Source organism: Kribbella sp. VKM Ac-2568 (assembly GCF_004345365.1).
GTDB classification, from domain to species: Bacteria; Actinomycetota; Actinomycetes; order Propionibacteriales; family Kribbellaceae; genus Kribbella; species Kribbella orskensis.
In genome coordinates this window covers 123,165-147,473 of sequence record NZ_SLVF01000019.1, presented here as the reverse complement: position 1 = coordinate 147,473, position 24,309 = coordinate 123,165, and the positions used below count along the sequence as shown (strand labels likewise).

24 protein-coding genes, 1 pseudogene and 1 riboswitch are annotated in these 24,309 nt (G+C 68.6%); of the genes and pseudogenes, 10 read left to right on the top strand and 15 right to left on the bottom strand.

Going from position 1 to position 24,309, the window contains the following annotated elements:
• Positions 1–7: 7 nt before the first annotated feature.
• On the top strand, positions 8–358 hold the full coding sequence (locus EV648_RS39060) for a LysR family transcriptional regulator (RefSeq protein ID WP_132300936.1): 351 nt from the start codon (positions 8–10) through the stop codon (positions 356–358).
• Here the strand turns inward: EV648_RS39060 and EV648_RS39055 are convergent.
• The 9 genes from EV648_RS39055 to EV648_RS39015 form a co-directional block, all read right to left on the bottom strand.
• Positions 334–825 carry a 2,4'-dihydroxyacetophenone dioxygenase family protein gene (locus tag EV648_RS39055; RefSeq protein ID WP_132300934.1) on the bottom strand — a complete coding sequence of 164 codons (492 nt, stop codon included), beginning with the start codon at positions 823–825 and terminating at the stop codon, positions 334–336. The genes EV648_RS39060 and EV648_RS39055 overlap by 25 nt on opposite strands.
• Positions 826–840: 15 nt before the next feature.
• Entirely contained in the window at positions 841–1,542 is a 702-nt protein-coding gene (locus tag EV648_RS39050) for an SDR family NAD(P)-dependent oxidoreductase (RefSeq protein ID WP_132300932.1), read from the bottom strand.
• 100 nt (positions 1,543–1,642) lie between these two features.
• Complete coding sequence (locus EV648_RS39045) at positions 1,643–2,404, bottom strand: hypothetical protein (RefSeq protein WP_241996054.1); 762 nt, start codon at positions 2,402–2,404, stop codon at positions 1,643–1,645.
• Positions 2,405–2,486: 82 nt separating this feature from the next.
• Positions 2,487–3,176: a hypothetical protein gene (locus EV648_RS39040; RefSeq protein WP_241996053.1), complete on the bottom strand. Its 690-nt coding sequence runs from the start codon at positions 3,174–3,176 to the stop codon at positions 2,487–2,489.
• Positions 3,177–3,269: 93 nt separating this feature from the next.
• Complete coding sequence (locus tag EV648_RS39035) at positions 3,270–4,775, bottom strand: precorrin-2 C(20)-methyltransferase (RefSeq protein ID WP_132300930.1); 1,506 nt, start codon at positions 4,773–4,775, stop codon at positions 3,270–3,272.
• Positions 4,772–5,407 (bottom strand): precorrin-8X methylmutase, encoded by a 636-nt coding sequence (locus EV648_RS39030; RefSeq protein WP_132300928.1) that lies wholly within the window; start codon positions 5,405–5,407, stop codon positions 4,772–4,774. The genes EV648_RS39035 and EV648_RS39030 overlap by 4 nt, the downstream gene beginning before the upstream one ends.
• A complete protein-coding gene (gene cobG / locus EV648_RS39025; RefSeq protein ID WP_199235068.1) occupies positions 5,404–6,621 on the bottom strand; it encodes a precorrin-3B synthase in 1,218 nt (405 codons plus the stop codon). Before cobG ends, EV648_RS39030 begins: the two co-directional genes overlap by 4 nt.
• Before the next feature lie 59 nt (positions 6,622–6,680).
• On the bottom strand, positions 6,681–7,832 hold the full coding sequence (locus EV648_RS39020) for a N(5)-(carboxyethyl)ornithine synthase (protein WP_132300924.1): 1,152 nt from the start codon (positions 7,830–7,832) through the stop codon (positions 6,681–6,683).
• A gap of 14 nt (positions 7,833–7,846) precedes the next feature.
• On the bottom strand, positions 7,847–9,028 hold the full coding sequence (locus tag EV648_RS39015) for an MFS transporter (protein WP_132300922.1): 1,182 nt from the start codon (positions 9,026–9,028) through the stop codon (positions 7,847–7,849).
• 148 nt (positions 9,029–9,176) lie between these two features.
• On the opposite strand from EV648_RS39015, the gene EV648_RS39010 reads away from it, so the two are divergent.
• The 4 genes from EV648_RS39010 to EV648_RS38995 all read left to right on the top strand — a co-directional run bounded on the left by EV648_RS39010 (position 9,177) and on the right by EV648_RS38995 (position 12,991).
• Positions 9,177–9,677, top strand: a complete 501-nt coding sequence (locus EV648_RS39010; RefSeq protein WP_132300920.1) for a DinB family protein — start codon at positions 9,177–9,179, stop codon at positions 9,675–9,677.
• Between the two features lie 581 nt (positions 9,678–10,258).
• Positions 10,259–10,738 carry a MarR family winged helix-turn-helix transcriptional regulator gene (locus EV648_RS39005; RefSeq protein ID WP_132300918.1) on the top strand — a complete coding sequence of 160 codons (480 nt, stop codon included), beginning with the start codon at positions 10,259–10,261 and terminating at the stop codon, positions 10,736–10,738.
• Between the two features lie 77 nt (positions 10,739–10,815).
• Complete coding sequence (locus EV648_RS39000) at positions 10,816–12,318, top strand: MFS transporter (RefSeq protein WP_241996052.1); 1,503 nt, start codon at positions 10,816–10,818, stop codon at positions 12,316–12,318.
• Between the two features lie 64 nt (positions 12,319–12,382).
• Positions 12,383–12,991 carry a TMEM175 family protein gene (locus EV648_RS38995; RefSeq protein ID WP_241996059.1) on the top strand — a complete coding sequence of 203 codons (609 nt, stop codon included), beginning with the start codon at positions 12,383–12,385 and terminating at the stop codon, positions 12,989–12,991.
• Position 12,992: 1 nt separating this feature from the next.
• Here the strand turns inward: EV648_RS38995 and EV648_RS38990 are convergent, their stop codons facing one another.
• The 4 genes from EV648_RS38990 to cobF form a co-directional block, all read right to left on the bottom strand.
• Complete coding sequence (locus EV648_RS38990; RefSeq protein ID WP_132300914.1) at positions 12,993–14,603, bottom strand: carboxylesterase/lipase family protein; 1,611 nt, start codon at positions 14,601–14,603, stop codon at positions 12,993–12,995.
• 83 nt (positions 14,604–14,686) lie between these two features.
• Positions 14,687–15,427: a chitinase gene (locus tag EV648_RS38985; RefSeq protein WP_241996051.1), complete on the bottom strand. Its 741-nt coding sequence runs from the start codon at positions 15,425–15,427 to the stop codon at positions 14,687–14,689.
• On the bottom strand, positions 15,424–15,597 hold the full coding sequence (locus tag EV648_RS44545; protein ID WP_241996050.1) for a hypothetical protein: 174 nt from the start codon (positions 15,595–15,597) through the stop codon (positions 15,424–15,426). Before EV648_RS44545 ends, EV648_RS38985 begins: the two co-directional genes overlap by 4 nt.
• Before the next feature lie 186 nt (positions 15,598–15,783).
• Complete coding sequence (cobF, locus tag EV648_RS38980; RefSeq protein ID WP_132300912.1) at positions 15,784–16,578, bottom strand: precorrin-6A synthase (deacetylating); 795 nt, start codon at positions 16,576–16,578, stop codon at positions 15,784–15,786.
• 889 nt (positions 16,579–17,467) lie between these two features.
• Between cobF and EV648_RS38975 the strand changes: the two genes are divergently transcribed.
• The 4 genes and pseudogenes from EV648_RS38975 to EV648_RS38955 all read left to right on the top strand — a co-directional run bounded on the left by EV648_RS38975 (position 17,468) and on the right by EV648_RS38955 (position 21,157).
• Positions 17,468–18,571 carry a DNA alkylation repair protein gene (locus EV648_RS38975; RefSeq protein WP_241996049.1) on the top strand — a complete coding sequence of 368 codons (1,104 nt, stop codon included), beginning with the start codon at positions 17,468–17,470 and terminating at the stop codon, positions 18,569–18,571.
• On the top strand, positions 18,568–18,951 hold the full coding sequence (locus EV648_RS38970; protein ID WP_132300910.1) for a nuclear transport factor 2 family protein: 384 nt from the start codon (positions 18,568–18,570) through the stop codon (positions 18,949–18,951). Before EV648_RS38975 ends, EV648_RS38970 begins: the two co-directional genes overlap by 4 nt.
• Before the next feature lie 24 nt (positions 18,952–18,975).
• A riboswitch (ZMP/ZTP riboswitch) is annotated at positions 18,976–19,067 on the top strand.
• 20 nt (positions 19,068–19,087) lie between these two features.
• A pseudogene (folP, locus tag EV648_RS38965) lies at positions 19,088–19,903 on the top strand (dihydropteroate synthase); the annotation flags it as partial.
• Between the two features lie 381 nt (positions 19,904–20,284).
• A complete protein-coding gene (locus tag EV648_RS38955) occupies positions 20,285–21,157 on the top strand; it encodes an LLM class F420-dependent oxidoreductase (protein ID WP_132300906.1) in 873 nt (290 codons plus the stop codon).
• A 34-nt stretch (positions 21,158–21,191) separates the two neighbouring features.
• Here EV648_RS38955 and EV648_RS38950 read toward each other — a convergent pair whose 3' ends face one another.
• Positions 21,192–21,941, bottom strand: a complete 750-nt coding sequence (locus tag EV648_RS38950; RefSeq protein ID WP_132300904.1) for an SDR family NAD(P)-dependent oxidoreductase — start codon at positions 21,939–21,941, stop codon at positions 21,192–21,194.
• A gap of 99 nt (positions 21,942–22,040) precedes the next feature.
• Between EV648_RS38950 and EV648_RS38945 the strand changes: the two genes are divergently transcribed.
• The gene (locus tag EV648_RS38945; protein WP_132300902.1) at positions 22,041–22,640 is read left to right on the top strand and encodes a TetR/AcrR family transcriptional regulator; all 600 of its coding nucleotides are present in this window, start codon (positions 22,041–22,043) and stop codon (positions 22,638–22,640) included.
• 54 nt (positions 22,641–22,694) lie between these two features.
• On the opposite strand, the gene zwf is transcribed toward EV648_RS38945, so the two are convergent.
• A complete protein-coding gene (gene zwf, locus EV648_RS38940; RefSeq protein WP_132300900.1) occupies positions 22,695–24,209 on the bottom strand; it encodes a glucose-6-phosphate dehydrogenase in 1,515 nt (504 codons plus the stop codon).
• Between the last annotated feature and the right edge of the window lie 100 nt (positions 24,210–24,309).

The following is a 24,309-nucleotide window of genomic DNA, read 5'->3' as shown; positions in this document are numbered from 1 at the left end:
ATCAGCCATGGACCTGACCGCGGCGTACGGCTACCGCCTGGACTGGATCGTCTCCTTCGTGGCCGTCGCGCGGCACGGCGGCTTCTCGGCCGCGGCCAAGGCGACCTTCCGCTCCCAGTCGCGGATCAGCGAGCACGTCGCCGAGCTCGAGAAGGCCCTCGGCGTCCAACTCTTCGACCGTACTGCGCACCCGGCCGCCCTGACCCCGGAAGTGCGGGCGTTGCTGCCGCACGCCGAGGAGATCCTGAACCGGCTCGGGGAATATATACCCGCTATCTATAGCGTCAAGCCAGTGCCGGTGAGCGGACGTGGGGGCTCAGGGGACGGGGGGCCTCAGCGGATGAACTGGTCGACGTAGTCGGCGCCGAGGCCGTTCGCCGCGTAGTGGTCGCGGCAGAGCTGGATCTTGGTGAAGGTGTCCTCGTAGCCGATCTGGTTGCCCTCGTCGTCGACGTAGATCATCGCGCCGGAGATGTTGAAGAAGGTCACCATCTCGGTCGTGTTCTCCGGCACCCGCAGGGTGTGGATCTCACCGGGCGGCTCGTAGACGAACGACCCCGTCTCCGCGACCCAGTCGTGCTCGTCGTACTGCCAGCGGCCCTTGATCACGTAGCCGAACACCGCGCTCGGGTGCCGGTGCCGGGACACGATCCCGGCCCGGGTCACCTTGAGCAGGTTGCACCACTGCCCGGTGATCGTATTCAGCATCAGCGGCCGGAACCACACGTCCGGCGCCTGCGGCACCCACAACCGGTCGTCGTCCGGCATCGCCTGCACGGCGATCTCCGCGGGCACGCCGGCGGAGATCGGGATCTGGCTGGTCATCGTTCCTCCAGTGGGTCAGCTGCTCTGGTAGCCGCCGTCGACGGGCAGCACCGCGCCCGTGATGAAGGTGGCGTCGGGTCCGGTCAGGAAGGCGATCGCGCCGGCGACTTCCGCGGCGCGGCCCCAGCGCGCCATCGGCGTACGGGAGAGGATCCGCTCGGCGGTGACCGGGTCGGCCTGCAGGGCCGCGGTCAGGTCGGTGGCGATCCAGCCGGGGGCGACCGCGTTCACCCGGATCCCCTCGGCGGCCCACGCCACCGCGAGCGACTTGGTGAGCTGCACGATCCCGCCCTTGCTCGCGCTGTACCCCGGCACCAGCGGGCCGCCGAAGTAGCTCAGCATCGACGCCACGTTGACGATGCAGCCCTTGCTCTCGGCAAGGAGCTCGTGCGCGGCGGCCGCGGCTCGCATCGCGCCGGTGAGGTTGATCTCGACCACCTCGGCGAACACCTCCGGCCGGTGCTCGTCGCCCCGGCGGATGATGCCGGCCGCGTTCACCAGTACGTCGAGCCGCGGACGTGAGGTGATCAGGTCCTCCAGCGCGCCTGGTGTGCGGAGATCGAGTTCGTGGAGTTCAACCGCCTGTCGGAGCTCGGGTGACGCCGCCGCCGTGTTGAGGCCGGCCGCGAGGACGGTGGCGCCGTCGGCGGCCAGCCGGAGCGCGGTGGCCGCGCCGATACCACTGGTACCTCCGACGACGAGCGCAGTACGGGCCATGTCGCTCAGCCTGGTGGTTGGGTGTGCCTGCGACAAGAAACACCCGGATGCCGGATCACCGCGATCCGACTTCCGGGTGCTTGAGGCTGTCTCGTGTTGCCTACGCGGGTGAGTCCCAACTGTTGTCGATGCGGCGGTGGTACCGCTGACCCGCCTTGCCGCCGATCACCGCCGCGAGCAGCGTGACGACCAGCACCGCGGCCGCCGCGATCAGGCCGCCCGAGGTGAGCGTGTCGTCCGCGATCGGCACCGTCGGCAGGTCGACCCGGTCGAGCACGTTGTACTGCGAACCGGCGAGCGCGCCGATCCCGGCGACCACCAGCGTCACGATCAGGCCGATCGCCCAGACGCCGAGGCCCTGCCGCGCGCCGTCGAACCGCGCGAGCCGGCCGGCGACGTACCCGCCGCTGTAGTAGGCGATCGCCAGCATCACCACGAGCACGGTGCCGGACACGATGCCGATGGTGCCCGCGTTCTCCTCGGCCATCGACCGGTCGAGGGTGATCGCGTAGTCGACCGCGGCCGCGAGGGCGCCGATGATGCCGGTCAACAGCACGGTCAGGCCGACCGCGATCAACCAGCCGAAGAACGCCGAGCCGGACTTGAAGCCGCGGTAGGCCGGGTCGACCTCGGCGGCCGCGGACGTCTTGATGTTCGCCCGGTGCGTGGCGGTCTTGTCCACGACCACCGGCTGCTCCGTGGTCGAATCCACCGTCGGCCGCGTGGTTGTCGATCCATCGGTCCTGGTCAGGCTGGTCGCCTTGGGATCCACCGTCGGCCGCTTGGCCGGCTGGTCCTCGCTGAACTGCCTGGGGTGGTTGAAATGCTGCGTGTCAGGGTCGTCCCGATACTGCTGAACCATGTCGCCGTCTCCTCATATCGACAGCCCCGTCTGCTGAACCCGTACCCCACCCCTCGAACCCTTAAGCAGACGGTCCCCGCGCTCAGTCGAGCATGTCGTCGATCTTGTCGTGGTACCGCTGGCCCGTCTTGCCGCCGAGCAGCGCGGCGAGGAGCGGGAGGAACACCAGGGCGGCCGCGGTGAAGAGGCTCCCGGTCAGCAGCACGTCGTTGCTGAGCGGCACGTCCGGGCGGTCCACTCGGCCGACCAGGTCGTACTGGCTGTTCCAGTAGGCACCGACGCCGGCCGTGACGGCCAGCAGCAGGAAGGTGATCATCCAGACGCCGAACCCCTGCCGGGCGCCGTCGAACCGCGCGAGCCGGCCGGCGACGTACCCGCCGATGTAGAAAGCCAGGCTCAGTGTCAGCACCAGGACGACGGCGGCGGTGATGGCCACCGTACCGGCCTGTTGCTTCGCGTCCGCACGGGTGTAGTCGAGCACGTAGCCGGCGCCGTAGCTTGCGCCTGCGACGACAGCGGTCAGCAGCACGGCCATCGACACCGTGATCAGCCAGCCGAATAATGCCGCACCGAATTTGAAGCCTGTGTATGCCGGCCGCTCGACCTCCGCCGGTATCTTGGCCGCGGGTTGGTCTGGAACCTCGGTCACGCTTGTCATGGCCCGACGGGCCGCCGCCCGCGCTTCCTCGTAGCGCTTGGTAGTCGTCGTATCGGTCCCCGGGTCCATCCCGGGCTCGGTCAAGGTACCGGTGTTGCCATAGCTCTGAACCACTGCAGTTCTCCTCACGTCCGTCCTGCGGCGGGTCCCTACCCGTCGACCCGTGTCCTCATGCAAGGTCTCGGCAGAATTAACGGTCCCCTGAGATCACGCCCCGGACGGGTAGCGGCGAGGGGTGAAGACCAGACGGCCGGCCTCGCGGTCGACCGTACGCGTCTGCGACGAACCGATCAGCAGCAGGCACCGCATGTCCACCTGGTCGGGGTCCAGGTCGGCGAGGGTGGTGACGGTGATCGACTCCGACCCGCCGCCGACATCGCGGCCGATCACCACCGGGGTCTCGGGCGAACGGTGCTCGAGCAGCAGGTCGCGGGTGGCGCCGACCTGCCAGGTGCGGGACTTCGACGCCGGGTTGTAGATCGCGATCGCCAGGTCGGCGGCGGCCGCGGCGCTCAGCCGGGCGGCGATCACTTCCCACGGCTTCAGCCGGTCGGACAGTGAGAGGACGCAGTAGTCGTGCCCGAGCGGCGCTCCGACCCGGCTCGCGACAGCCTGCGCCGCGGTCATTCCGGGCAGCACGTGCACCGCGAGGTCGGCGTACTCCGGCTCCGAGGCGACCTCGGTGACCGCGCTCGCCATCGCGAAGACGCCCGGATCCCCGGAGGATACGACGACGACGCGGGACCCCTTGCGAGCGAGGTCGAGGGCGAAGGCGGCCCGCTCGGACTCGACCCGGTTGTCCGAACCGTGTTTGCGTTGGCGAGCGCGGTCGGGCAGACGGTCGACGTACGGGCCGTAGCCGATCAGGTCGTCGGCGGTGGCGATCGCGGACCGGACCTCCGGGGTCATCCACTCCGGCCCGGCCGGCCCGAGCCCGACCACGGTCACCGATCCCTTGTCGCTGAGCGCAACTTGTTCGGTGGTGGGTGAAGTGCTGTTCAGCGGGCTGGGGAGCAGGGCGAGGGAGAAGTAGGGGACGGAGTCCGGGTCCACGTCGGCGAGCGGCGCGGTCCGCTGGGCGTCGGTGGTCGCGCGCTCGACGTACCAGGCCTCGTCCAGGCGGCCGGCCAGCTCGAAGGCCTCGCGGACGTTGCCAAAGGTCCGGCCGAGCTTCATCACCGCGGCGGCGTCGGTGTTCCGGAGCCGCTCGGCCAGTACTTCGGGCGGCAGCGTGCCAGGCAGCACGGTGAGGATCTCGTCGCGCTCACACAGCGGCCGACCCAGTACTGCGGCGGCCGCGCTGACCGAGGTCACTCCCGGCACGACCTCGCACTCGTACCGGTCGGTGAGCCGCTTGTGCATGTGCATGTAGGAGCCGTAGAACAGCGGATCGCCCTCAGCCAGTACGACGACCTCGCGCCCGGCGTCCAGGTGTGCGGCGAGCCGCTCGGCGCACTCGGCGTAGAAGTCGTCCATCGCGCCCTGGTAGCCACCGGGGTGATCGGTGGTCTCGACGGTCAGCGGGTAGACCAGGTGCTCCTCGAGCTGCCCGTCCCGCAGGTACGGCGCGGCCGCCGAGCGGGCGATGCTGCGTCCGTGCCGCGCGCTGTGGAAAGCGATCACGTCGGCGGCGCCGATCAGCCGGGCGGCCTTCACCGTCACCAGTTCGGGGTCGCCCGGGCCGAGCCCGACACCCCACAGCCGTCCGGTCATTCTTCCTCGCTCGCGATCGCGTTGACGGCGGCAGCGGTGATCGCGCTCCCGCCCCGGCGGCCCCGGACCACGAGGTACTCGAGCCCCAGGTCGTTGGCGGCCAGTGCTTCCTTGGACTCCGCGGCGCCGATGAACCCGACCGGGATCCCCAGTACCGCGGCCGGCCGTGGCGCGCCGTCGCCGATCAGTTCGAGCAGCCGGAACAGCGCGGTCGGGGCGTTGCCGATGGCGACCACCGATCCCTCTAGCCGATCCAGCCAGAGGTCGAGCGCGGCGGCGCTCCGCGTCGTGCCGAGCGAGGCCGCCAGCGCCGGGACGGACGGATCGCTCAAGGTGCAGATCACCTCGTTGTCCGCGGGGAGCCGGCGCCGGGTGACCCCGGCGGCGACCATCGCGGCGTCGCACAGGATCGGCGCGCCCGAGCGCAACGCGGCCCGCGCCGAGGCGACTACCCCGCCGGACCACCCCAGGTCAGCGACGAGATCGGTCATCCCGCACGCATGGATCATCCGTACGGCGACCTGCGCCACGTCCGCGGGGAGTACGCCGAGCGCAGCCTCCGCACGAATCGTCGCGAACGACTGACGGTAGATCTCGGCTCCGTCCGTCACGTACTCGTACTTGCTGCTCACGACCTCGCCTTTCGTACCGCGGTTCGTACTGGGGACAGAGAACTTGCCAGGTCGTCCACCGGGACCCCGTCGACCGAATAGCCACCGCCGGACACCGCGAGGACCTCGAGGTGATCACCGTTCGGGCGTCCGCAGCGCCGTTCACACCCAGACCAGTGCACCGCCCGATGGCCCGGCGCCATCGTGGGTGTCAGCCGCCACGCGTCCGCTCGCACGTCCGCCAACGCCTTCGCACACCCAGGTCGGCCGGCACACGCGGTCACCCCGTTCCAGGGCGACTCCGGCTCGACCACCAGCCCAGCTGCCTGCAGCCGTCGGACGGCATCCTCTGCGTCAGCCAGGCCCGCGACGACCACAGACCGCCACGGGGTCACCCGGACCTGGCCGGCGCCAAGTGCGGCGACGACCGCCAGTGCCGACGCCTGCTCCGGCCGCAGACTCCCGAGCGGCACGGTGGCCACGACGGCACACTGCCCATCTGGCTGCTGGTAGCGCCCCGCCACTAACGGAGCTGCACTCTGCGGTTGGCCGGTCGGCTCCTGCAGGTCCAGGTGCTTCAGAACCCGCGCCGGGCCGTCCTGCAGCTCGGCCAGACGCCAGGCCTCCGACTGCTGCTCCGCACGCTCCACCAGGAACGCCTCGGCGGCAGCCACCATCACTGCGGGCATCTCAGCCAAGGTCGTCTGCCCGCAGACCACTCCGCCCAGTGCCAGAAGTGCCTGTCCGCCGTGCACCACCTGCACGGCGACGTCGGCCCGGGCTGAGGCGAGGTCGCCGCGGCCATCGTCCAGCGCGAAGAGGAACCGGCCGGGCAGCTCAGCGAGCCCCGGACGGTCGCACAGCAGGCGATCCAGCTCAGCTGCGGCGGGCAGTACGTCGTACAGGCTGTGGTGGTCGAGGCCGGAGAGCGGCGAGGCGAGGATGTTGCGGACGCGTTCGTGGGTGATCGAGGGGTGCAGGCCGGCGGCGTACAGGCGGTCCGAGAGCGTCCGCGGGGCGCCAGGGCGGAGCGCACGGATCTGGAGGTTCGCCCGGGAGGTCAGCTCGAGGTTGCCATCGCCCAGCTCGGCGGAGGCCGCGGCGAGGAGCTCCAGCTGCTCGACGCTCAGGAGCCCGCCCGGTAGCCGGACGCGTGCCAACCCGCCGTCAGCCGCCTGGTGAACCGCAAGAACACCGGGGCAGCGGTCGGTGGAGACCCTTTCGACAGGTGGCACGGCCGTGATGCTACTTCCCGGCCTCCGACTGTGTTCTCGCTCACGCGAGCTCAGTGGGATCAGAGATGCGGGTGGGGGTAATCAGGGGAGCGATGCTGGAAGGAGAGGATGCCGGGGTTGCGGATGGTGCCGGCCTCGATCTCGATCGCGCGGCTGAGGGTCTCGTCGGCGTGCCAGGCGGCGGGGCCCTCGAGCACCGGGCGGAGGAACGGGAGCACAGCCTCGCTGATCTCCCAGGTCGCCGAGTTCCACAGGTACGACGGGCTGTGGTCGACGCCGTAGTACGTGATGTGGTCGCCGACGACGAAGGTCGGGTCGGCGAACCCGGTCGGCCGGGCCCAGCTGAACCCCATGCCCAGGTCGCAGGAGACGTCGACGATCAGGCTGCCCGGCGCGAACTGGGCGAGATCCTCCTCGATCAGGAACGTCAGCGGCGCGTCCGGATCCTGCAGCACGCAGTTCACGATCACGTCGTGCTCGGCCAGGAACCCGGCCAGCGGCACCCTGCCGTCGTCGGTCAGCGCGTGACTGCGGCGCGGATCGTCGTCCTCGGGGTCGTCGTGGTCGAACTGGATGATCCGGGCCGAGTGGATAGGCGAACCGACCGCGGTCACACCCCGCCCGGTCAGTACGTCGACGTCGTGCACGCCGTGCGCGTTCAACGCGGTGACGGCTCCACGCGCGGTCGCGCCGAACCCGATCACCACCGCCCGCAGCCGGCGCCCGTAGTCGCCGGTCGAGCCGATCAGCTCGAGCGCGTGCAGTACGGAGCAGTACCCGGCGAGCTCGTTGTTCTTGTGGAACACGTGCAGGTTGAACCGGCCGTCGGCGGTCCAGTGGTTCATCGCCTCGAACGCGATCAGCGTGAGCCCGCGGTCGATCGCGAGCTGGGTGACCTTCTCGTCCTGGACGCAGTGCGGCCAGCCCCAGAGCACCTGCCCGTCCCGGAGCTCGGCGAGATCCTCGGGCTGCGGCTTGGGCAGCAGCACGACATCGGCCCGGGCGATCAGCTCGCCTCTGTCGACGACCCCGGCGACGGACTTGGCCAACTGCTCGTCGGAGATCCCGAACCGGTCGCCGTACCCGGCCTCGAGGAAGATGCGCTGCCGCAGATCCTCATCGATCCGGTCGAAATGGTGCGGATGGATCGGCAGCCGATGCTCGTTCTCTTTGCGGGAACGGCCGACGACGCCGAGAGTTAACTGGTCCACGAGGGCCCCTTTGGTTACTGCCTGTTTAGCACAGCCCGGCTGGAATCCGCTCCGACGACGAGCACGGCCGTTGCCGCTAGTAGTCCGCCGCAGACCATCGCGATAGACACCGAAGTAGCGTCGACGAGCACCCCGCCGAGCAGGGCGCCGGTGGACAGAGTCGCCTGGAACGACGACGTGAAGAGCACCGTCGCCGCCTCCCGCGTCCCCGGCGCTGCCTGGGCGAACCAGGTCATCGAGCACACCGGCACCGCGCCGTACGCGATGCCCCAGACGATCAGCAGCACGACAGCACCGGCCGTCGTCCGCCCGAGTACCGGCAGCAGCAAGGTGGCCGCCGCCAGCAGGCCCGCGCTGGTGGCGAAGGTCGGCCGCAGATGCCGGGCGGCCGTCGTACCGGCGACGAGGTTGCCCACCAGCCCGGCCACGCCGTACACGAGCAGCAGCGTGCTGATGTGGGCCGCGCCGACCCCGGTGACGTCGCGGAGGAAGGGGGTCACATACGTGTATGTGCCGAAGTGGGCCGTGACGATCAGGCAGGTCACCAGCAACGCGATCCTCGTCTGCCGCCGCCCGAGCAGTTCCCGCAGTACCGCCAAGCGCGTCACCTGCAACGGCGGCAGAGGCGGCACCTGTGCGAGCAGTGCGACCAATACTGCGAGCGACAACATCCCCAGTACTACGAACGGCACCCGCCAGCCGGCGTGCTCGCCGAGGAAGGTCCCGCCCGGTACGCCGAGCACGGAGCCGAGGGGGACTGCCGAGAAGATGACGGCGGTCGCGCGAGCGACCCAACGGTCCGGGACCAACCGCGCGGCCAGCCCAGCGCCGATCGACCAGAATCCGCCGATCGTCAGCCCCACCATCGCCCGCGCGACAAGTTGGAGCCAGTAGGCCGATGCGGCCGCCGTGAGGAAGTCGGCCGCCGCCAGCACCACCATCAGCGCAACCAGCATCAGCCTGCGATCAAGTCGCGCCGTCCACACCGTGACCAGTGGCGCGGCGACCGCTGCCACCAGCCCGGGCACCGTCATCAACCAACCGGCCCGTCCGGCCGAAACCCCGAAACTGTTTCCCATCGGCGTCAGCAACCCGACTGGCAGGATCTCAGCCGTGACGATCAGGAAGATCCCCGCCGTCACCGCCACCACCCCGCCCCAACGAACGAGCGGCCGCACCGTTTCTGTGAGCACCATGCCGACCACTTCAGCGTTCCGCGGCAGGCGCATACTCGCGGAAATCCGCCACCTGGCTTCCCGTCGAGCACAACGTCGCATTCCCGCCATCCGGCTGGAGTGGAGGTCGTCGCCGGGTGGATGTCGGTGGGTGGTGCAGGATCCGGGTATGGCGCTGCGTGATCGTCCCTGGCCGGATCCGCTGTCGACGTTGGCGGAGTCGGTGGTGGGATTCCTTCAGTTCGTGCACACGACGGCTGTGAACAAGTTGGACGGGTTGGATGAGGCGCAGGCCCGGGCGACGCCGCTGGAATCCTCGCCGGTGATGAGTCCGCTCGGGCTGATCAAGCACCTGACCGCGGTGCAGCGACAGCACCTCCAACGAACCGTCGGCGGCCAGGACCTGCCGTCGCTGTGGCGTTCGGACGACCACGACTACGAGTTCCGGATCGGGCCGGACGAGACGATCGCCTCGGTCGTCGCGGCGTACGACGAGGAGTGGGAGCGTTCGCAGCAGACCTTGCGCGAGGCCGATTGGAGCGCCGTCGTCCAGAGCTACCGCCCGGTCCGAGTGGAACGGCTCCTCACCGACGTCCTCCAGGAATCAGCCCGCCATCTCGGCCACCTGGACATCCTCCGCGAACTGATCGACGGCACCAAGGGCGAGTAGCAGTCGGCCAACTTTGAGGGTGTTACCCACTCGCTGTGTCGTTACCCGCCGAACCTCCAAGGGGGCAACCCCCAATAACAGCAGGTAACCCGGCGGCGAGCCGCCACCCTTGGCCCCGCTGGGCAGCAGATCGCCTGCGGTTGCGGGGTTAACCACTCAACCGCAGGGTTGCCCGCTCAGAATCTGAAAGGGCAACCCGCACCCTGCGGGGTCAACCCGTCAGAGCCACGCTGTACGGCCGCTGGCCGCCAGAAGCAGGGACGCGCAGGGGAGAATCGGACCAACCGGGGTATTGGCCAAACCACAGCCCGGCCGCCCGGGGGAGCGTAGCGTCGCGGATGCCGCGCGGCGTACCGAACGACAGACAGGAAGTAGTCGCCGCACGGACCACCGCGGCGTACCGGCCGCGCCTGCAACGTCGGCGATTGGCGCTGTACTGCCTGTCGCTCGGTACACCCCTGGAAACCAAATCCACCCGACGGGAGACCGCGACCACCTGCACCCATGCAGTTCGAGGGAACGCGAGAAGGTTCTGCACTTGGATCATCTGCGAGTAGATGATCCCGCAGTAGGATGAATTCATGGCTGAGACACCGTTGCGGACCGTGCCGGACCTGACCGGGTTGCTGAAGCATGCCGGGCACGTGCTGGAGACGCAGTTGACGGCGGCGCTCGCGGAGATCGGGTTGACGCCGCGGATGCAGTGCGTGCTGATCAATGCGCTCGGGCAGGAGCGGACCCAGATCCAGCTCGCCGAGCTCGCATATCTGGACAAGACGACCATGGTCACGACCGTGGATGCCTTGGAGAAGGCGGGTTTCGCGGAGCGCAAGCCGTCGGCGACCGATCGGCGGGCCCGGATCATCGCCGTCACCGAGGCCGGCGCCGAGGCGGCCGAGGAGGGGCAGCGGATCGTCGACAAGGTGCATGCCGAGGCTCTCGGGGCGCTGGCGGCGTCCCAGCGCGCACCGTTCGCCGACTCGCTGATCGAACTCGTCAACGGTCAACTGGCGACGCCGGTCGAGGCGCAACCCGTCCGGCGGTCCCGGCAGCGAACCTAATCCAATAAGAAATCGTCTGCTACGGAACTATCTGTTAAGGTCGTTCTTGTCCTGCTCTGCTGACAAGGAGACGACCGGTGACCTCAACGACAGAACCAGCAAGCCCACCCCCCGAGCAGAGGTCGGAGCCGCCACAACAGCGCTCCAGCACGCAAGAGGGCTCCAGCACGATGCCGGGTTCCGGCGCGCAGCGGACGCGGCTGAAGGCGCTGGCGGTGCTGTGTGCGATGCAGCTGATGATCATCCTCGACGGCACCGTCGTGACGGTGGCGCTGCCGACGATCCAGAGCGACCTGGGCTTCTCGCAGGCCGGGCTCGCCTGGGTGATGAACTCCTACCTGATCGCGTTCGCCGGCCTGCTCCTGCTGGCCGGCCGGATCGGTGACCTGATCGGCAGCAAGCGGGTCTTCCTCGCCGGACTCGCGCTGTTCACCGCGGCCTCGCTGCTCTGCGGGGTCGCCACCAACGCCGAAGTACTGATCGCCGGCCGCTTCCTGCAGGGTGTCGGCGGCGCGCTCGCCTCAGCGGTGATCCTCGGCATGATCGTCGGCCTCTTCCCGGCGCCGGGGGAGCAGGCGCGGGCGATGGGCGTCTACGGGTTCACCTCGGCCAGTGGCGCGTCGATCGGCCTGATCCTCGGTGGCGTGATCACCCAGACCGTCGGCTGGCACTGGTCCTTCCTGATCAACGTGCCGATCGGACTCGTCTCGCTGGTGCTCGCAGTACGGCTGCTCGCACCGCAGCGCGGTCTGGGTCTCGGCAAGGGCGCAGACGTCCTCGGAGCCGTGCTGGTGACCGCCGGCCTCTCGCTGGCCGTCTACACAATCGTGCAGACTGCCGAGCCGACCGCCGAGTTGCCGCGGACGCTCGTCCTGGCCGCAGCCGCCGTACTGCTCCTAGCAGCCTTCGTACTGCGCCAGGCCCGCGCGGCGCAGCCACTGCTCTCCTTGCACATCTTCCGCAAGCGCCAGGTGACTACGGCCAACGTGGTGGTGGTCTTCCTGTTCGCAGCCGGGTTCGGCTTCCAGTTCATGACGGCGCTCTACCTGCAGCGAGTGCTGGGCTTCGACTCGCTGCAGACCGGCTTGGCGTTCCTTCCGGCTCCACTGCTCGGTGCGGTGATGTCGTTGTTCGTCGCACCTCGGCTCACTGTGCGGTTGGGCAGCCGGCCGCTGCTGCTTGCCGGCCTGGCCGCCTTCCTGGTCGCGCTTCTGGTGATCAGCCAGGCCCCGGCCGACGGTAGCTACCTCCTCAACGTGGCACCGGTTCTCGCGCTGATGGGAGCCGGGATAGGCGTAGGGATCCCTGCGGCGATCATGCTGGCGATGTCCGGCGCGGAGCCAAGTGATGCCGGACTTGCCTCCGGGCTGAACAACACTGCGCAGCAAGCGGGAGCAGCCGTCGGCACAGCCGTACTAGCCACCTTGGCCGCGTCGCAGAGCGCAGTACGGGTGTCTGAAGGTGTGGCGGAGGTTGCTGCGCTGAGGGACGGCTACAGCGCGGCCTTCGTGGCCGCGGCCGGCTTCGTCCTTGCTGCGTTGGTGCTGACTGCCACTCTGCTGCGGCCCTCGAAGAAGTGACGCGGGTAGTGCCCGGCGCTGTGGTTGCCTACAGCACCGGGCGCTACCGTTGTCGGCCGTGAGTATGACGAGGAACCCGGACCGGCTGGTGCTGTTCACCGACGCGGTGGTGGCGATCGCGGTCACCCTGCTGATCCTGCCGCTGGTGGACGTGGTCCCGGAGGCGGCGGCCGAGGGTAGTGACGCGCTCGCGGTGATCACCGACCACAAGTCGCAGATCTATTCGTTCCTGCTGAGCTTCGTGGTGATCGTCAGGTTCTGGCTGACCCATCACCGGATGTTCGAGCACGTCCGGGCGTACAACACCCGGCTGGTCCAGCTGAACATGATCTGGCTGCTCTTCATCGTCATCCTGCCGTTTCCGACCGAGATCGTCGGCACCTACCCGAGCAGCCGGTTCACCGCCGGCCTCTACATCGCGAACATCGTTGCACTCGGCATCTGCCAGCTCGGCCTCATACTGATGACCCGCGGTCACCGGGAGCTCGAGCAGGAAGACAACCCGGTCACCCGCCGCGAGATGTTCGGCACCGTCACCTTCACCGTGCTCTCGCTGGTGGCCTTCCTGCTCGCGGTCCTCGTGCCCGGCATCACCTTCTACGCACTGCTCCTGCTGCTGCTCGCGCCAGTCTTCAGCCGGTTGTGGGACCTGCGCGAGCAGCGCGCAGTCTGAGTCAGAGCCCGTCCCAGAAGGCGCAGTGGTGCTCGGTGCTCAGGTCGACGGTCTTGATGCCGCCCTGGTCGGTCGGCGCGAGGGAGAGCCCACGGATGTCGCCATGCCCGACCGGAGCCCAGTGCGGCCGTCCCGGACCGTTGGGATCGCCAGTGCGAGCGAATGCGGTCCAGTAGTCGATCATCTGCTCCGACAACCTCTTCTGCGTCTCGCTCATCGGGAAGTCGTAACCACCCAGGCTGAAGAGATACGGCAACTCCACCGCATGGGCTGCACCCTGGCCGGGCTGTGCGAGAGGCGAGTGCTTGTCCGCGAACTCGTACGCGTACACAGGCACCTTCCGAGCCGCCTGCTGGTCGTTGGCGACCTGCGTGCACGACCAGATCCGGTCCGTCGTCACTGCGGTCCAGGCAGCCACAGTCGACCCGTACTGCGCCAGCGGGTACTCGCGCTGCACCTCCATCGCATCCGCTGCACCCACCATGTCGGTCAGCAACCGCGGGTAGTCCGCATCGGTGAGGTCGCCGCCGTTGAACGCCGACATCCACGCCGCCGCCTCATCGTGGTTGTTCCCAGACAGCACCGGCACCCGATGGAACAGCCCGGCCTTCATCGCCTTCGCCGGGCTCACCGGCAGCACCGCAGTACCGCCGTACGCCGGTTGCGTGAACTGCAGCGTGTCCTCAACCAGTACCGCGGGATCGGCCGCGCGCAGGCAGTGCAGCATGGCCTGACGCGGCTTGCACTTCAGGTCGTCCCTGCGGGAGGCGGCCCAGTCCGTGCCGGTCCTCTGCACGGTGTTCTGCGGAACCCACGGTGAGTCCGCCGCCTGGCCCGGGTACTGGCTGTTGTCAGCCCAGTTGAACGCGCACGAGCCGCTCTGCATCACTGCCTTGGCGAACAACCCGGTCGACGTCGGCGAGGTCAACTGTGCGCACACGCTCATCCCGCCGGCCGACTCCCCGGCCACGGTGACGTTCCGCGGGTCGCCGCCGAAGGCCCGGGCGTTCCGTTGCACCCAGCGCAGCGCCGCCTGCTGGTCCTGGATGCCGTACGTGCCGGATCCGGCCAGTCCCGGGTAGCCGAAGAACCCGAAGATCCCCAACCGGTAGTTGACCGTCACGACGACCACATCGCCACGAGTGGCCGGCTTCGACGCCTCGTAGCTGTTCCCGGCGCCGGTGAAGAACCCGCCGCCGGGAATCCACACCACCACCGCACGCGGCTTGGCTGCCTTCTGCGCCGGCGTCGTGACGTTGAGGTAGAGGCAGTCCTCTGCTGTGGAGCCACCGGGCGCCTCGGGGTTGTCCTGCTGGGGGCATGCGCTCGAGAGCGTCAGCGCGTCCCGTACGCCGTCCCACCGTTTCACCGGCTGCGGCGCCTTCCACCGCAACGCCTGCATCGGTGGAGCGGCGTACGGGATGCCGTTGAAGACGCGAGCGGTACCAGTGGTCTGCCCGCGCAGCAGCCCAGCGTCAGTCCGTACGACGCTGGGCTCCGCTGGTGGTGCCGACCGGGCGGCGGTGGCCTTGTCTGCAAGGAATGCGGCCGGCACGAGCGCCAGGGCTACCGCCAGCCGCACCTTGCTTCGTGTGATCTGGAATCTCCTCATGCCGTGCAGCCTCCGCTGGGATCGGGTGGTCCCGCTTCGGCCGCACGGCCACTGCACCTACACCTTTGGTCGGGGTACGGGTATCAGCAGTAGAGGTTGTTGCCGGGGGAGACGCCCAGCATCTGGGTGAACCGCTGGTAGGCGTCCACCCGGCTCTGCACCTGGCCCGGGTTGCCGCCGTTGCACTCGATCGACCCGTTGATGCTGCGGATGGTCTCGCCGAAGCCTGCGCCGTTCACCATCGCGTTGTGCGGCGTCATCGTGCCCGGGCCGGTCTGGGTGTTCCAGTACCAGAGCCCGGTCTTCCAGGCGATCGCCGAGTTCTGCTCGACCTGCCACGGGTTGCCAAGCAGGTCGATGCCGAGGGCGTCACCGGCGGCCTTGTAGTTGAAGTTCCAGCTCAGCTGGATCGGGCCGCGACCGTAGTACGCCGCCTGACCGGCCGGGCAGCCGTAGGGCTGGCCCCAGTCGCAGTAGTGCGGGTAGTTCGCCTCGTTGATCTCCTTGATGTAGACCAGCCCGCCGGTCTCGTGGTTCACGTTCGCCAGGAAGGCTGCGGCCTCGCGCTTCCTGGTGGTGTCGTCGCCGGTGTTCGCGAAGCCCGGATAGGCGCTCAGTGCGTCGACCAGGCCGGAATAGGTGTAGAAGGGATTCCGGCTCGGGAACATCTGGTTGAATTGCGGTTCGCTGACCGGGAATGCGCTCGGCTCCGGATTTCCGCCGCCGGAGCAGTTGTACGGTTCCCAGTACCAGGTGCTGATCGTCGGGTCGTAGCCGGGATTGTCGTGCTCGGCGACGTAGTACAGCCCGTTGGTGTACTTCACGATGTGCCGGCCGCGTACCAGTTGCCGGCCACCCAGTTCGGGTAGGTGCAGGCCTGGGTGGCGGTCGGCGACACTTCGCGAGCGTCCGCGGGGGCGGTGAACAGCATCGACAGGGCGGCGCCGACAACCACGAGGACCGGCAGGGCGCGCAAGAATCGGAGCATTCTCATGATGCGACTCCTCTGTCCTGGCCGCGTCGCAGAAGGGGGCGGGACGCGACCGTGGGGGCGGTGGACAAAAATGGCCCGGTCAGCGTACGGCGGCCGGACCGGGGAGGAGAAGAGCGCGCGCTCTAGACTTCCTAAAGAACCTTTGGTAATGGCTTGCGCATTCTGGAGAATTGCCAGGTTTATTGTTTACTTGCGATTCCTGCGCAATAGATAGGTATCCATGATCCAGCCTTTGCGCCGGCGTGCTTCGGCGCGCACCTCGACAATCTCTTCCGCTACTTCCGCTAGCGGTCCCGCGATGAGCAGTTCGTCCGGCGTGCCCAGATAGGCGGCCCAGTAGATGTCGGCATCCTGGTCGGTGTGCTGGGTGAAGGCGGTCTGCGCGTCGAGCATCACCACCACGTCGTCGACATCGGCCGGCCACTTCTTCGCCAATCGCCGGCCGGTGGTGATCTGGATCGGCTTGCCGACCTGGTTCAGCCCGACCCGGTGCCGCGCCGCCAGCGCCGACACGCTGCTGATGCCGGGGATCACCTCGATCTCGAAGCCGAGTTCACCTCGAGCGAGGATGTCGTCGAGGATCGCCAGCGTGCTGTCGTACAGCGACGGATCACCCCAGACCAGGAACGCCCCGACCTGGTCCTCGCCGAGCCCGGCCGCGATCATCCCCGCGCAGACATCGGCCCGGCGTCGCCGCCAGTCGTCCACCGACTCGACGTACGCCGAACTCCCGGCGATCGGCCGATCACCGTCCAAGCCGGCCGTCCGGTCCCGCTCCGGATCCCGGCCGGTGACCACCCGGTAGTCGCCGTCGGGCGCATACCGTCGCAGGATCTCCTCCCGCAGGTCGACCAGTTCCTGCTTGACGTCACCCTTGTCGAGCACGAAGAACACATCCACACGGCCCAGCGCGTTGACCGCCTGCACGGTCAGTTGCTCCGGATCGCCGGCGCCAACCCCCACCACCAAGATCTGCTTCACCCCGCGACCTTAAGTCCCATCCGTCACCCCCATCCGCGCACCCCCAGCCCGGCGCTGCCCGTCTCACGTTGCAGCACTGGTCGCTTCGCGAGGGGTGTCCGAAGGGGGGCGTCCCCGGGCTGCGTGATGGTGCTGGTCGGGCTGGTGTGCGTCAAGAGCGCGTCGCGTCCCTTCGGGATCGGAACAAGTTCCGACTCTGGACCCGCACCACCCCGACCAGGGAAGGAACGCAGCTATCCCGGAGCCGCTGGGAGGTGTGGCGACAAGGGCCGGGGAGCTCCTCCGCCCAGACGCTCGGGGAGTTGCTCGCCCAGACGTTCGGGGAGCTGCCGCCGGAAGTTCGGGGTGTTGCTTGCCCAGACGTTCGGGGAGTTGCCTCGCCGGGAAGTTCGAGGTGTTCCTTTGCCCGGAGGGGAAGCGGGACTCCCGAAACCGGCACCTTGTGCACCACCTGAGCAGATCCCGGCGACCCGGACACTCAACCGGTGCACAAAGTGCGGGCTCGGACACCAAGTCGCGACCCCGGACACGACATGACCTGTCCCAGCTCCCCACACGGTGTCCGAGATCCCACAACCGCACCGCCGTCCGGCGTCACACCCCCGAGAAGGTGTCCGCGGTCCCCACAACTGCACGGCACCTGTGCCGCCAGCGGATCCGGGCCGGGCGGCGGGCTCGGTAGCGGGTTGCTCGGCCGCTGGCGCCTTATAGACCGCCAGCCAGCGCACAACCCGCCAGCGGCACCCTCGGGCCCAAAGCCGAAGGTGGTGTGGTTGGCGCCGGGCCGGTGGAGGAGGGGGCGGTTGGTCGTCGTGGTTGTTACTGCTAATTTAGAAGTCAGTAGCTCCTGACCTCCTGCCGACAAGGCTGCGACGCGAGAAGGTGTTCTTTGCCCACAGCGGAAGAGATGCTCAGTACTGCGTCCGTGGTCGCCCTCGGCGGCTGCCTTCAGAAGGTGGCGCCGGACCTGCGATTCACCGCACTGCGGGCCGCTCCGGGCAAGTTGGCGGAGGCCTCCTTCAGTGAGCGGGGTCAGTTGGTCCGGGACGCCCTGCTGGCGGATCTGCCCGCGGGATTCAAGCCGCTGGCGGATATCTTCCGCGCTGCGCTGGAGGACGACGCGTTCACCGGCTGGATGATCTGGCCGGTCACCGAGGCGGTCGCAGTACGGGCCGTGGAAGCTGAGGAATTCGAGGCCGGCCTCGAACTGCTCGCCGAGCTGACGCCCAGGCTGACCGCGGAGTTCGCGCTCCGCACGGTGCTCACGGCCGACCTCGATCGGACTCTGGCTGTCGTGCAGACGTGGACCGGTCACCAAGATGAACACGTCCGGCGCCTCGCCACCGAAGGCACGCGACCACGCCTGCCCTGGGCAAAGCGGGTACCTCAGTTGTTGGAGAACGTCGAGGCGACGCGGCCGATTCTCGAGATACTGCGCCGCGACGACTCGGCGTACGTGCGTCGCTCGGTCGCGAACCACCTGAACGACATCAGCCGCTCCGACCCGGCGCTGGCGGTCGAGATCGCGGGCGGTTGGCTGGCGGATCCCGAGGCGACGACACCCCAGTTGGTCCGGCATGCGCTGCGCACGCTGATCAAGGCCGGTGACCCCGGAGCCCTTGCCCTGCTGGGATTCGAGCAGCCGAGCGGTCTCGTCGTCGACGGGCCGGTACTGGCCGTGGCGGGCGTGAGCGTGGGTGAGATCCTGGAGTTCGAGTTCACCGCGCACAACGAAGGCGAGGTCGAGATGCGACTGGCGATCGACTACGTCGTCCACCACGTCAAGGCCAACGGCACCCTCGCGCCGAAGGTCTTCAAGCTGACCACCCGCACGCTGGCGCCGGGGGAGTCCGTGACGCTCGGCAAGCGGCACTCGTTCAAGCCGATCTCGACGCGCAAGTACTACCCGGGCGAACACGCCCTGGAGCTCCAGATCAACGGCCGAGGCTACGGCCGGTCCACCTTCACCCTCTCGCTGGAAGGCACCCGATGACCATCCCCACCCCTCCCGACCCGACCGCCGCCGAATCCGCGAAGCACCTGCCGCACGCGATCACGACGTACCTGCGCGAGGCCGACCCGGCGCACAAGGCCAACGCCCACGACCTGCTCTCCGCCTTCGCCTCCGACGCGACCGTCATCGACGACGACAAGACCTACCGCGGCCACGACGAGATCCACCACTGGCGCGAAACCGCCGCCACCGAGTACACCTACACGGTCGAACTCACCCACGTGGAGAAGTTCGACGACACCCACTACGACGTCACCAACCACCTGGAAGGCAACTTCCCCGGCGGCGTAGTAGACCTCATCTACCGCTTCACCCTCAACGACGAAAACCTCATCACCAATTTGGAAATCGCCCCCTGACCGAACTCCCCGCTTGCTAGGGTGCGAGCGGGTCGTGACTGGCGTCTCGAGATGGATCAACCATCGGGAAGCGACCCCGTCATCAAGACGTCGTGCCGTGCGCCTGGGCTTCTGGAATCGATCTGGGAGACACGGCATGGTCCAGTACTCCGACCCGGCGCCTCGGCTCGTCGGCATCGTCAACATCACCACCGACTCGTTCTCCGATGGCGGCAGGTTCCTGACCGCAGACGACGCGATCGCCCAGGCGCGGCGCTTGCATGCGGCGGGTGCCGACATCGTCGAACTCGGCCCGGCGTCCAGCCACCCAGACGCGGAGCAGGTGAGCGCGGCAGAGGAGCGCCACCGGCTGGCCGACGTCCTCGGTCAGTTGATCGCCGACGGCATCCCAGTGTCGGTGGACTCTTTCCGCCCTGAGACCCAGCGGTACGCCGCCGCGCGGGGTGCCGCTTACCTGAACGACATCCAGGGCTTCCCCGACCACGACAGGTACGAGGAACTCGCGGAACTCCCGTGCCGGCTGGTGGTCATGCATTCGGTCCAACGCCGAGGACCGGCCACCAGGAAGGTGACTGATCCAGAGGACATCTGGCCGGAGGTCGAGCAGTTCTTCACTGAACGCCTCGCCGCGCTCCAAGCCGCGGGCGTCAGCCGCGATCGACTGATCATCGACCCAGGTTTGGGCTACTTCCTCGGGAGCAACCCAGAACCATCGGTGGCGATCATGGCTGCGCTCGGGCAGTTGAAGGCGCGCTTCGGGCTGCCGGTCCTGGTCTCACCCTCGAGGAAGTCGTTCCTCCGAGCCCTCACCGGCAGTGATCTTGCCGCCATCGGCCCAGCCACCGTCGCAGCAGAGTTGTACGCCGCGTCTCAGGGCGTCGACTTCATCCGGACCCACGACGTCGCCGCGATCCGCGACGCACTGACCGTGTTCGGCGCTCTGACTGCGCGCAGTCCGATCACCTTCCCTGCGACTCACTCGGACAGGAAGGACTGGAGTGCTTCGGCAGTAGCGGCTGGGGATTCTTCGGGGAGGTAGTGGGTGGTAGTACTCCGCGCCGAAGGCCGCGTCCGCATGGGCGAAGGTGTAGCGCGTCGGCACGATGTCCAGCACCGCAAGCCCCTCGACCGCGTCCGGGCGAGACCGATTGACGCCACCGTGATCCACCACCGCGAGGAAGTACTCCAACTGGCGTGCGTCCACGGCTAGGTCCGACGTGGTCGGCTGGGAGCGGCGCCGCGGCAGGTCATCCGGTCAGGATAGGCACCCGCGGGTGGTGGTGGTTGTGGGCGGGTGTTAGGTGGGTGGTGACGATCCGGAAGGGCTTGAGCCATGAAAATCGGTCTGCAGATCCCGAACTACACCTGGTCCAACGGCGCCCCGGCCCTCGGGGCGGAACTCGCCGAAGTGGCGAGTACCGCCGACCGGGCCGGCTTCAGCTCGATCGCGGTGATGGACCACTTCTTCCAGATCCCCGGCGTCGGCCCGACCGAGAACGACATGCTCGAGGCGTACACGACGCTCGGTTTTCTGGCCGGCCACACCGATCGCGCCCGGCTGTTCACGCTGGTCACCGGCGTGCACTATCGCGATCCCGGCCTGCTCGGCAACGCGGTCACCACCCTCGACGTGCTCTCCGAGGGCCGCGCGATCCTCGGCATCGGCGCGGGCTGGAACGAGGAGGAGTCCCGAGGGCTCGGCTTCGCGTTCCCGCCGGTCGCCGAGCGCTTCGAGCGCCTTGAGGAGACCCTCCAGTACCTGCTGCAGCTGTGGTCGGACGACGACGGGCCGTTCCAGGGCAAGCACTACCAGGCCGAGCGGCTGCTCAACGTCCCGCAGTCGCTGAGCCGGCCGCACCCGCCGATCCTGATCGGTGGCGGGGGCGAGAAGAAGACGCTGCGGCTGGTCGCGAAGTACGCCCAGGCGTGCAATCTCTTCAACACACCCGACCTGGAGCACAAGCTCGACGTGCTGAAGCGGCACTGCGAGAACGAGGGCCGCGACTACGACGAGATCACCAAGACCGTCTACCAGATGCTCGACGTCGGCGAGCACGGCGAGAAGAAGGATCAGCTGATCGACGAGCTCGGCCGGCTGCACCGCCTCGGCTTCAGCGAGGCGATCGGCTTCGTCCCCGGCCTCCCGCGCCTCGACCCCCTGGAACGCCTGGGCCTCGAGGTCCTACCGGCAGCCGCCCTCTTCTGATCACCAGCCTTCTGGAGGGCGGCCACGCGGAGGGTCAGCCGGCGATCACCGCGACACCGAGGCGGCCGCCGTCGACGTCGAGGACGGTGCCGTGGATGAACGCGGCCTGGTCGCTCGCGAGGAAGACCGCGGCGTCGGCGATCGCCTGCGGCGCGCCGATCCGGCCGTACGGCGTACCGGTCATCATCGTGGTCGCCGGGTGGTTCGGATCGGTGTGGACGACACCGGGAGCGATCGCGTTGACCCGGACCCCGGACGGCCCGTACTCGGCCGACCAGGCGCGGGTCAGGGTCTCCAGAGCGCCCTTGCTGGCGGCGTAGACCGCGCCGACCGGGATGCCCAGCCGCGCCACCCAGGAGCCGAGGTTGATGATCGTGCCGCCGCCGGCCGCGACCATCGCGGGCGCGATCGCCGCGGTCAGGAAGTACGGCGACTTCACGTTCACCGCGTAGACGGTGTCGAAGGTCTCCTCGTCGGTCTCCGTCGTCTTCCCGCCGTCGATGGCGCCGGCGTTGTTGACCAGTACGTCGATCCGTCCGCCGAGCAGCCGGGTGGCTGACTCGGCCAGCTCGTTCGCGGCCGCCTTCGTGCCGTTCAGGTCCACCGCCACGAAGTCCGCCTGGCCACCGGCGGCGCGGATCTCGCCGACCACCTCGTCACCGCGCTCCTTGTTGCGCCCGGCAACCACGACGTGGGCGCCCTCGGCGGCCAGGGCGACGGCGATCGCCCGGCCGATGTTGCTGGTGGCTCCGGTGACCAGAGCCGTCCTGCCTGCCAGTCGCATGGGGTTCTCCTCAGAATCCTAGATTGGACCGCTAGGTCCAGAGTAGCGCATCGATTGGACCGCTCGGTCCAGGGGGTGGGTCGCGCTAGGCTGGCGGGCATGGAGCGAGTGCTGACCGCCAAGGGGGCGGCGACCCGGCAGCGGATCGTCGAGGGCGCCGCGCAGCTGATCCGGGTCGAGGGTGTTCAGAACGTCGGTCTGGACGACATCCGCGGGGCCAGCTCGACGAGCAAGAGCCAGCTGTTCCACTACTTCCCGGACGGGAAGGCGGACCTGATGTTCGCGGTCGCGCAGTACGAGGCCGGCCAGGTGATCGCCGACCAGATGCCGCAGCTCGGTGACCTCACCACCTGGCGCAAGTGGCAGGCCTGGCGGCGCCGGGTGATCCAGATCTACGACGCGCAACGGCAGGCGTGCGCCCTGTCAGCCCTGACCTCCCAGCTGGGTACCGCGAACCCGGCCACCAGAGACATCGTCAACGCGCTGACCGACGAATGGCACGCCTACCTGGCGGCCGGAGTACGGGCGCTGAAGGAATCCGGCGAGATCGACGCCCGCGTCGACGTGGCGAAGTCGGCCGCCGCCATCCTGGCCGCTGTCACCGGCGGCGCGACCCTGCTCCAGTCGACCGACCGCCTCAGCTACCTGGAAGACGCCCTCACCGAAGCGCTGGACGGCCTCCGCCGACCTCGTCGCTGAGCAGCCCCAGGCGTCCTCGTGGCTGAGCAACCCAGGCGTCCTCGTCGCTGAGCGTCAGCCCTCCGGGACGGGCTTCTTGCCTTCGCGCCATTCGCGTTCGAAGGGCAGCCGCCAGGCCCGCGGGGCGATCAGCTGGTGGATCGCGTTCGGGCCCCAGGTGCCCGGAGCGTAGGGCTTCACCGGCGGCGGGTCCTCCAGCAGCATCGTGGAGTTCTCCCAGAGCGACTCGATGCCCTCGGCCGTGGTGAAGAGCGTGTGGTCGCCGCGCATCGCGTCCAGGATCAGCCGCTCGTACGCCTCCAGTACGTCGCCCGCCGTCTCCGTCTCCTGGGTGGAGAACTGCATCGACAGCTTCTCCAGCCGCATCCCCGGTCCGGGCCGCTTGCCGTAGAAGGACAGCGAAACCCGCGACGAGTCGGCGAGGTCGAAGGTCAGGTGGTCCGGCCCCTGCGAGCCGACGCCCGAACCCGCCGGGAACATCGTCTTGGGTGCCTCCTTGAAGGCGATCGAGATGATCCGCATCCCCTCGGCCATCTTCTTGCCGGTGCGCAGGTAGAACGGCACGCCGGCCCAGCGCCAGTTGTCGATCCCGACCTGCAGCGCGATGAACGTCTCGGTGTCGGAGTCCGGCGCGACCCCCTCCTCGCTGCGGTAGCCGCCGTACTGGCCGCGGACCACGTGCTCGGGGTGGATCGGCAGCATCGAGCGGAAGACCTTGTTCTTCTCCTCCGAGATCGCCCGGGGCTCCAGCGCGGTCGGCGGCTCCATCGCGACGAACGCGAGCACCTGCAGCACGTGCGTGACGACCATGTCCTTGAACGCGCCGGTCGGCTCGTAGAAGGTGGCGCGCTGGTCCAGTCCGAGCGACTCGGGAATGTCGATCTGGACATGGTCGATGAAGTTGCGGTTCCAGATCGGCTCGAACAGCCCGTTGGCGAACCGGAACGCGAGGATGTTCTGCGCCGCCTCCTTGCCCAGGAAGTGGTCGATCCGGAAGATCTGCGACTCGTCGAACGTCTCGTGCACGAAGTCGTTCAGCTCGATCGCGCTCTGCAGGTCGTCGCCGAACGGCTTCTCCATCACCACCCGCGCCCGATCGACCAGATCCGCGTCGCGCAGCATCTGGATCACCGAGCGCGCGGCCTTCGGCGGCACCGACAGGTAGTGCAGGCGGCAGGTGTCGGGTCCGAGCGTGTTCTCCGCCGTCTTCACCGCGGCCGCGAGCGCCTCCGGCCCGGCCGTGGTCGGCACATACTCGATCCGGTCGCAGAACTGCGCCCACTCCTCGTCGGTGATCTGGTGCGTGCCGAAGGTGTCCACCGCCACCCGCGCCCGGGCCCGGAACTCGTCCGACGTGAGCTCCTCGGTCGCCGTACCGATGATCCGGACGTCGGGGGCGAACCGGGACTGCTGCAGATACGCCAGGCCCGGCAGGAGCTTGCGCTTGGCCAGGTCTCCGGTGGCGCCGAACAACACGATCACGTGCGGTGCGAGCGGCTCGGGATCACGCCGCGACGGCCGCGAACCGGGCGCCGGATAGGCGATCGTCTGAGTACGGGAGTCGGGCATTCTCGGGGTCCTCCTACAGACGACGCCACAAACGGCTTCAGTGTAGGTCAGCGGAGCCGCGCTGCCTCGAAGATCGCCTGGGCGAAAGCGCGCGGCTTCT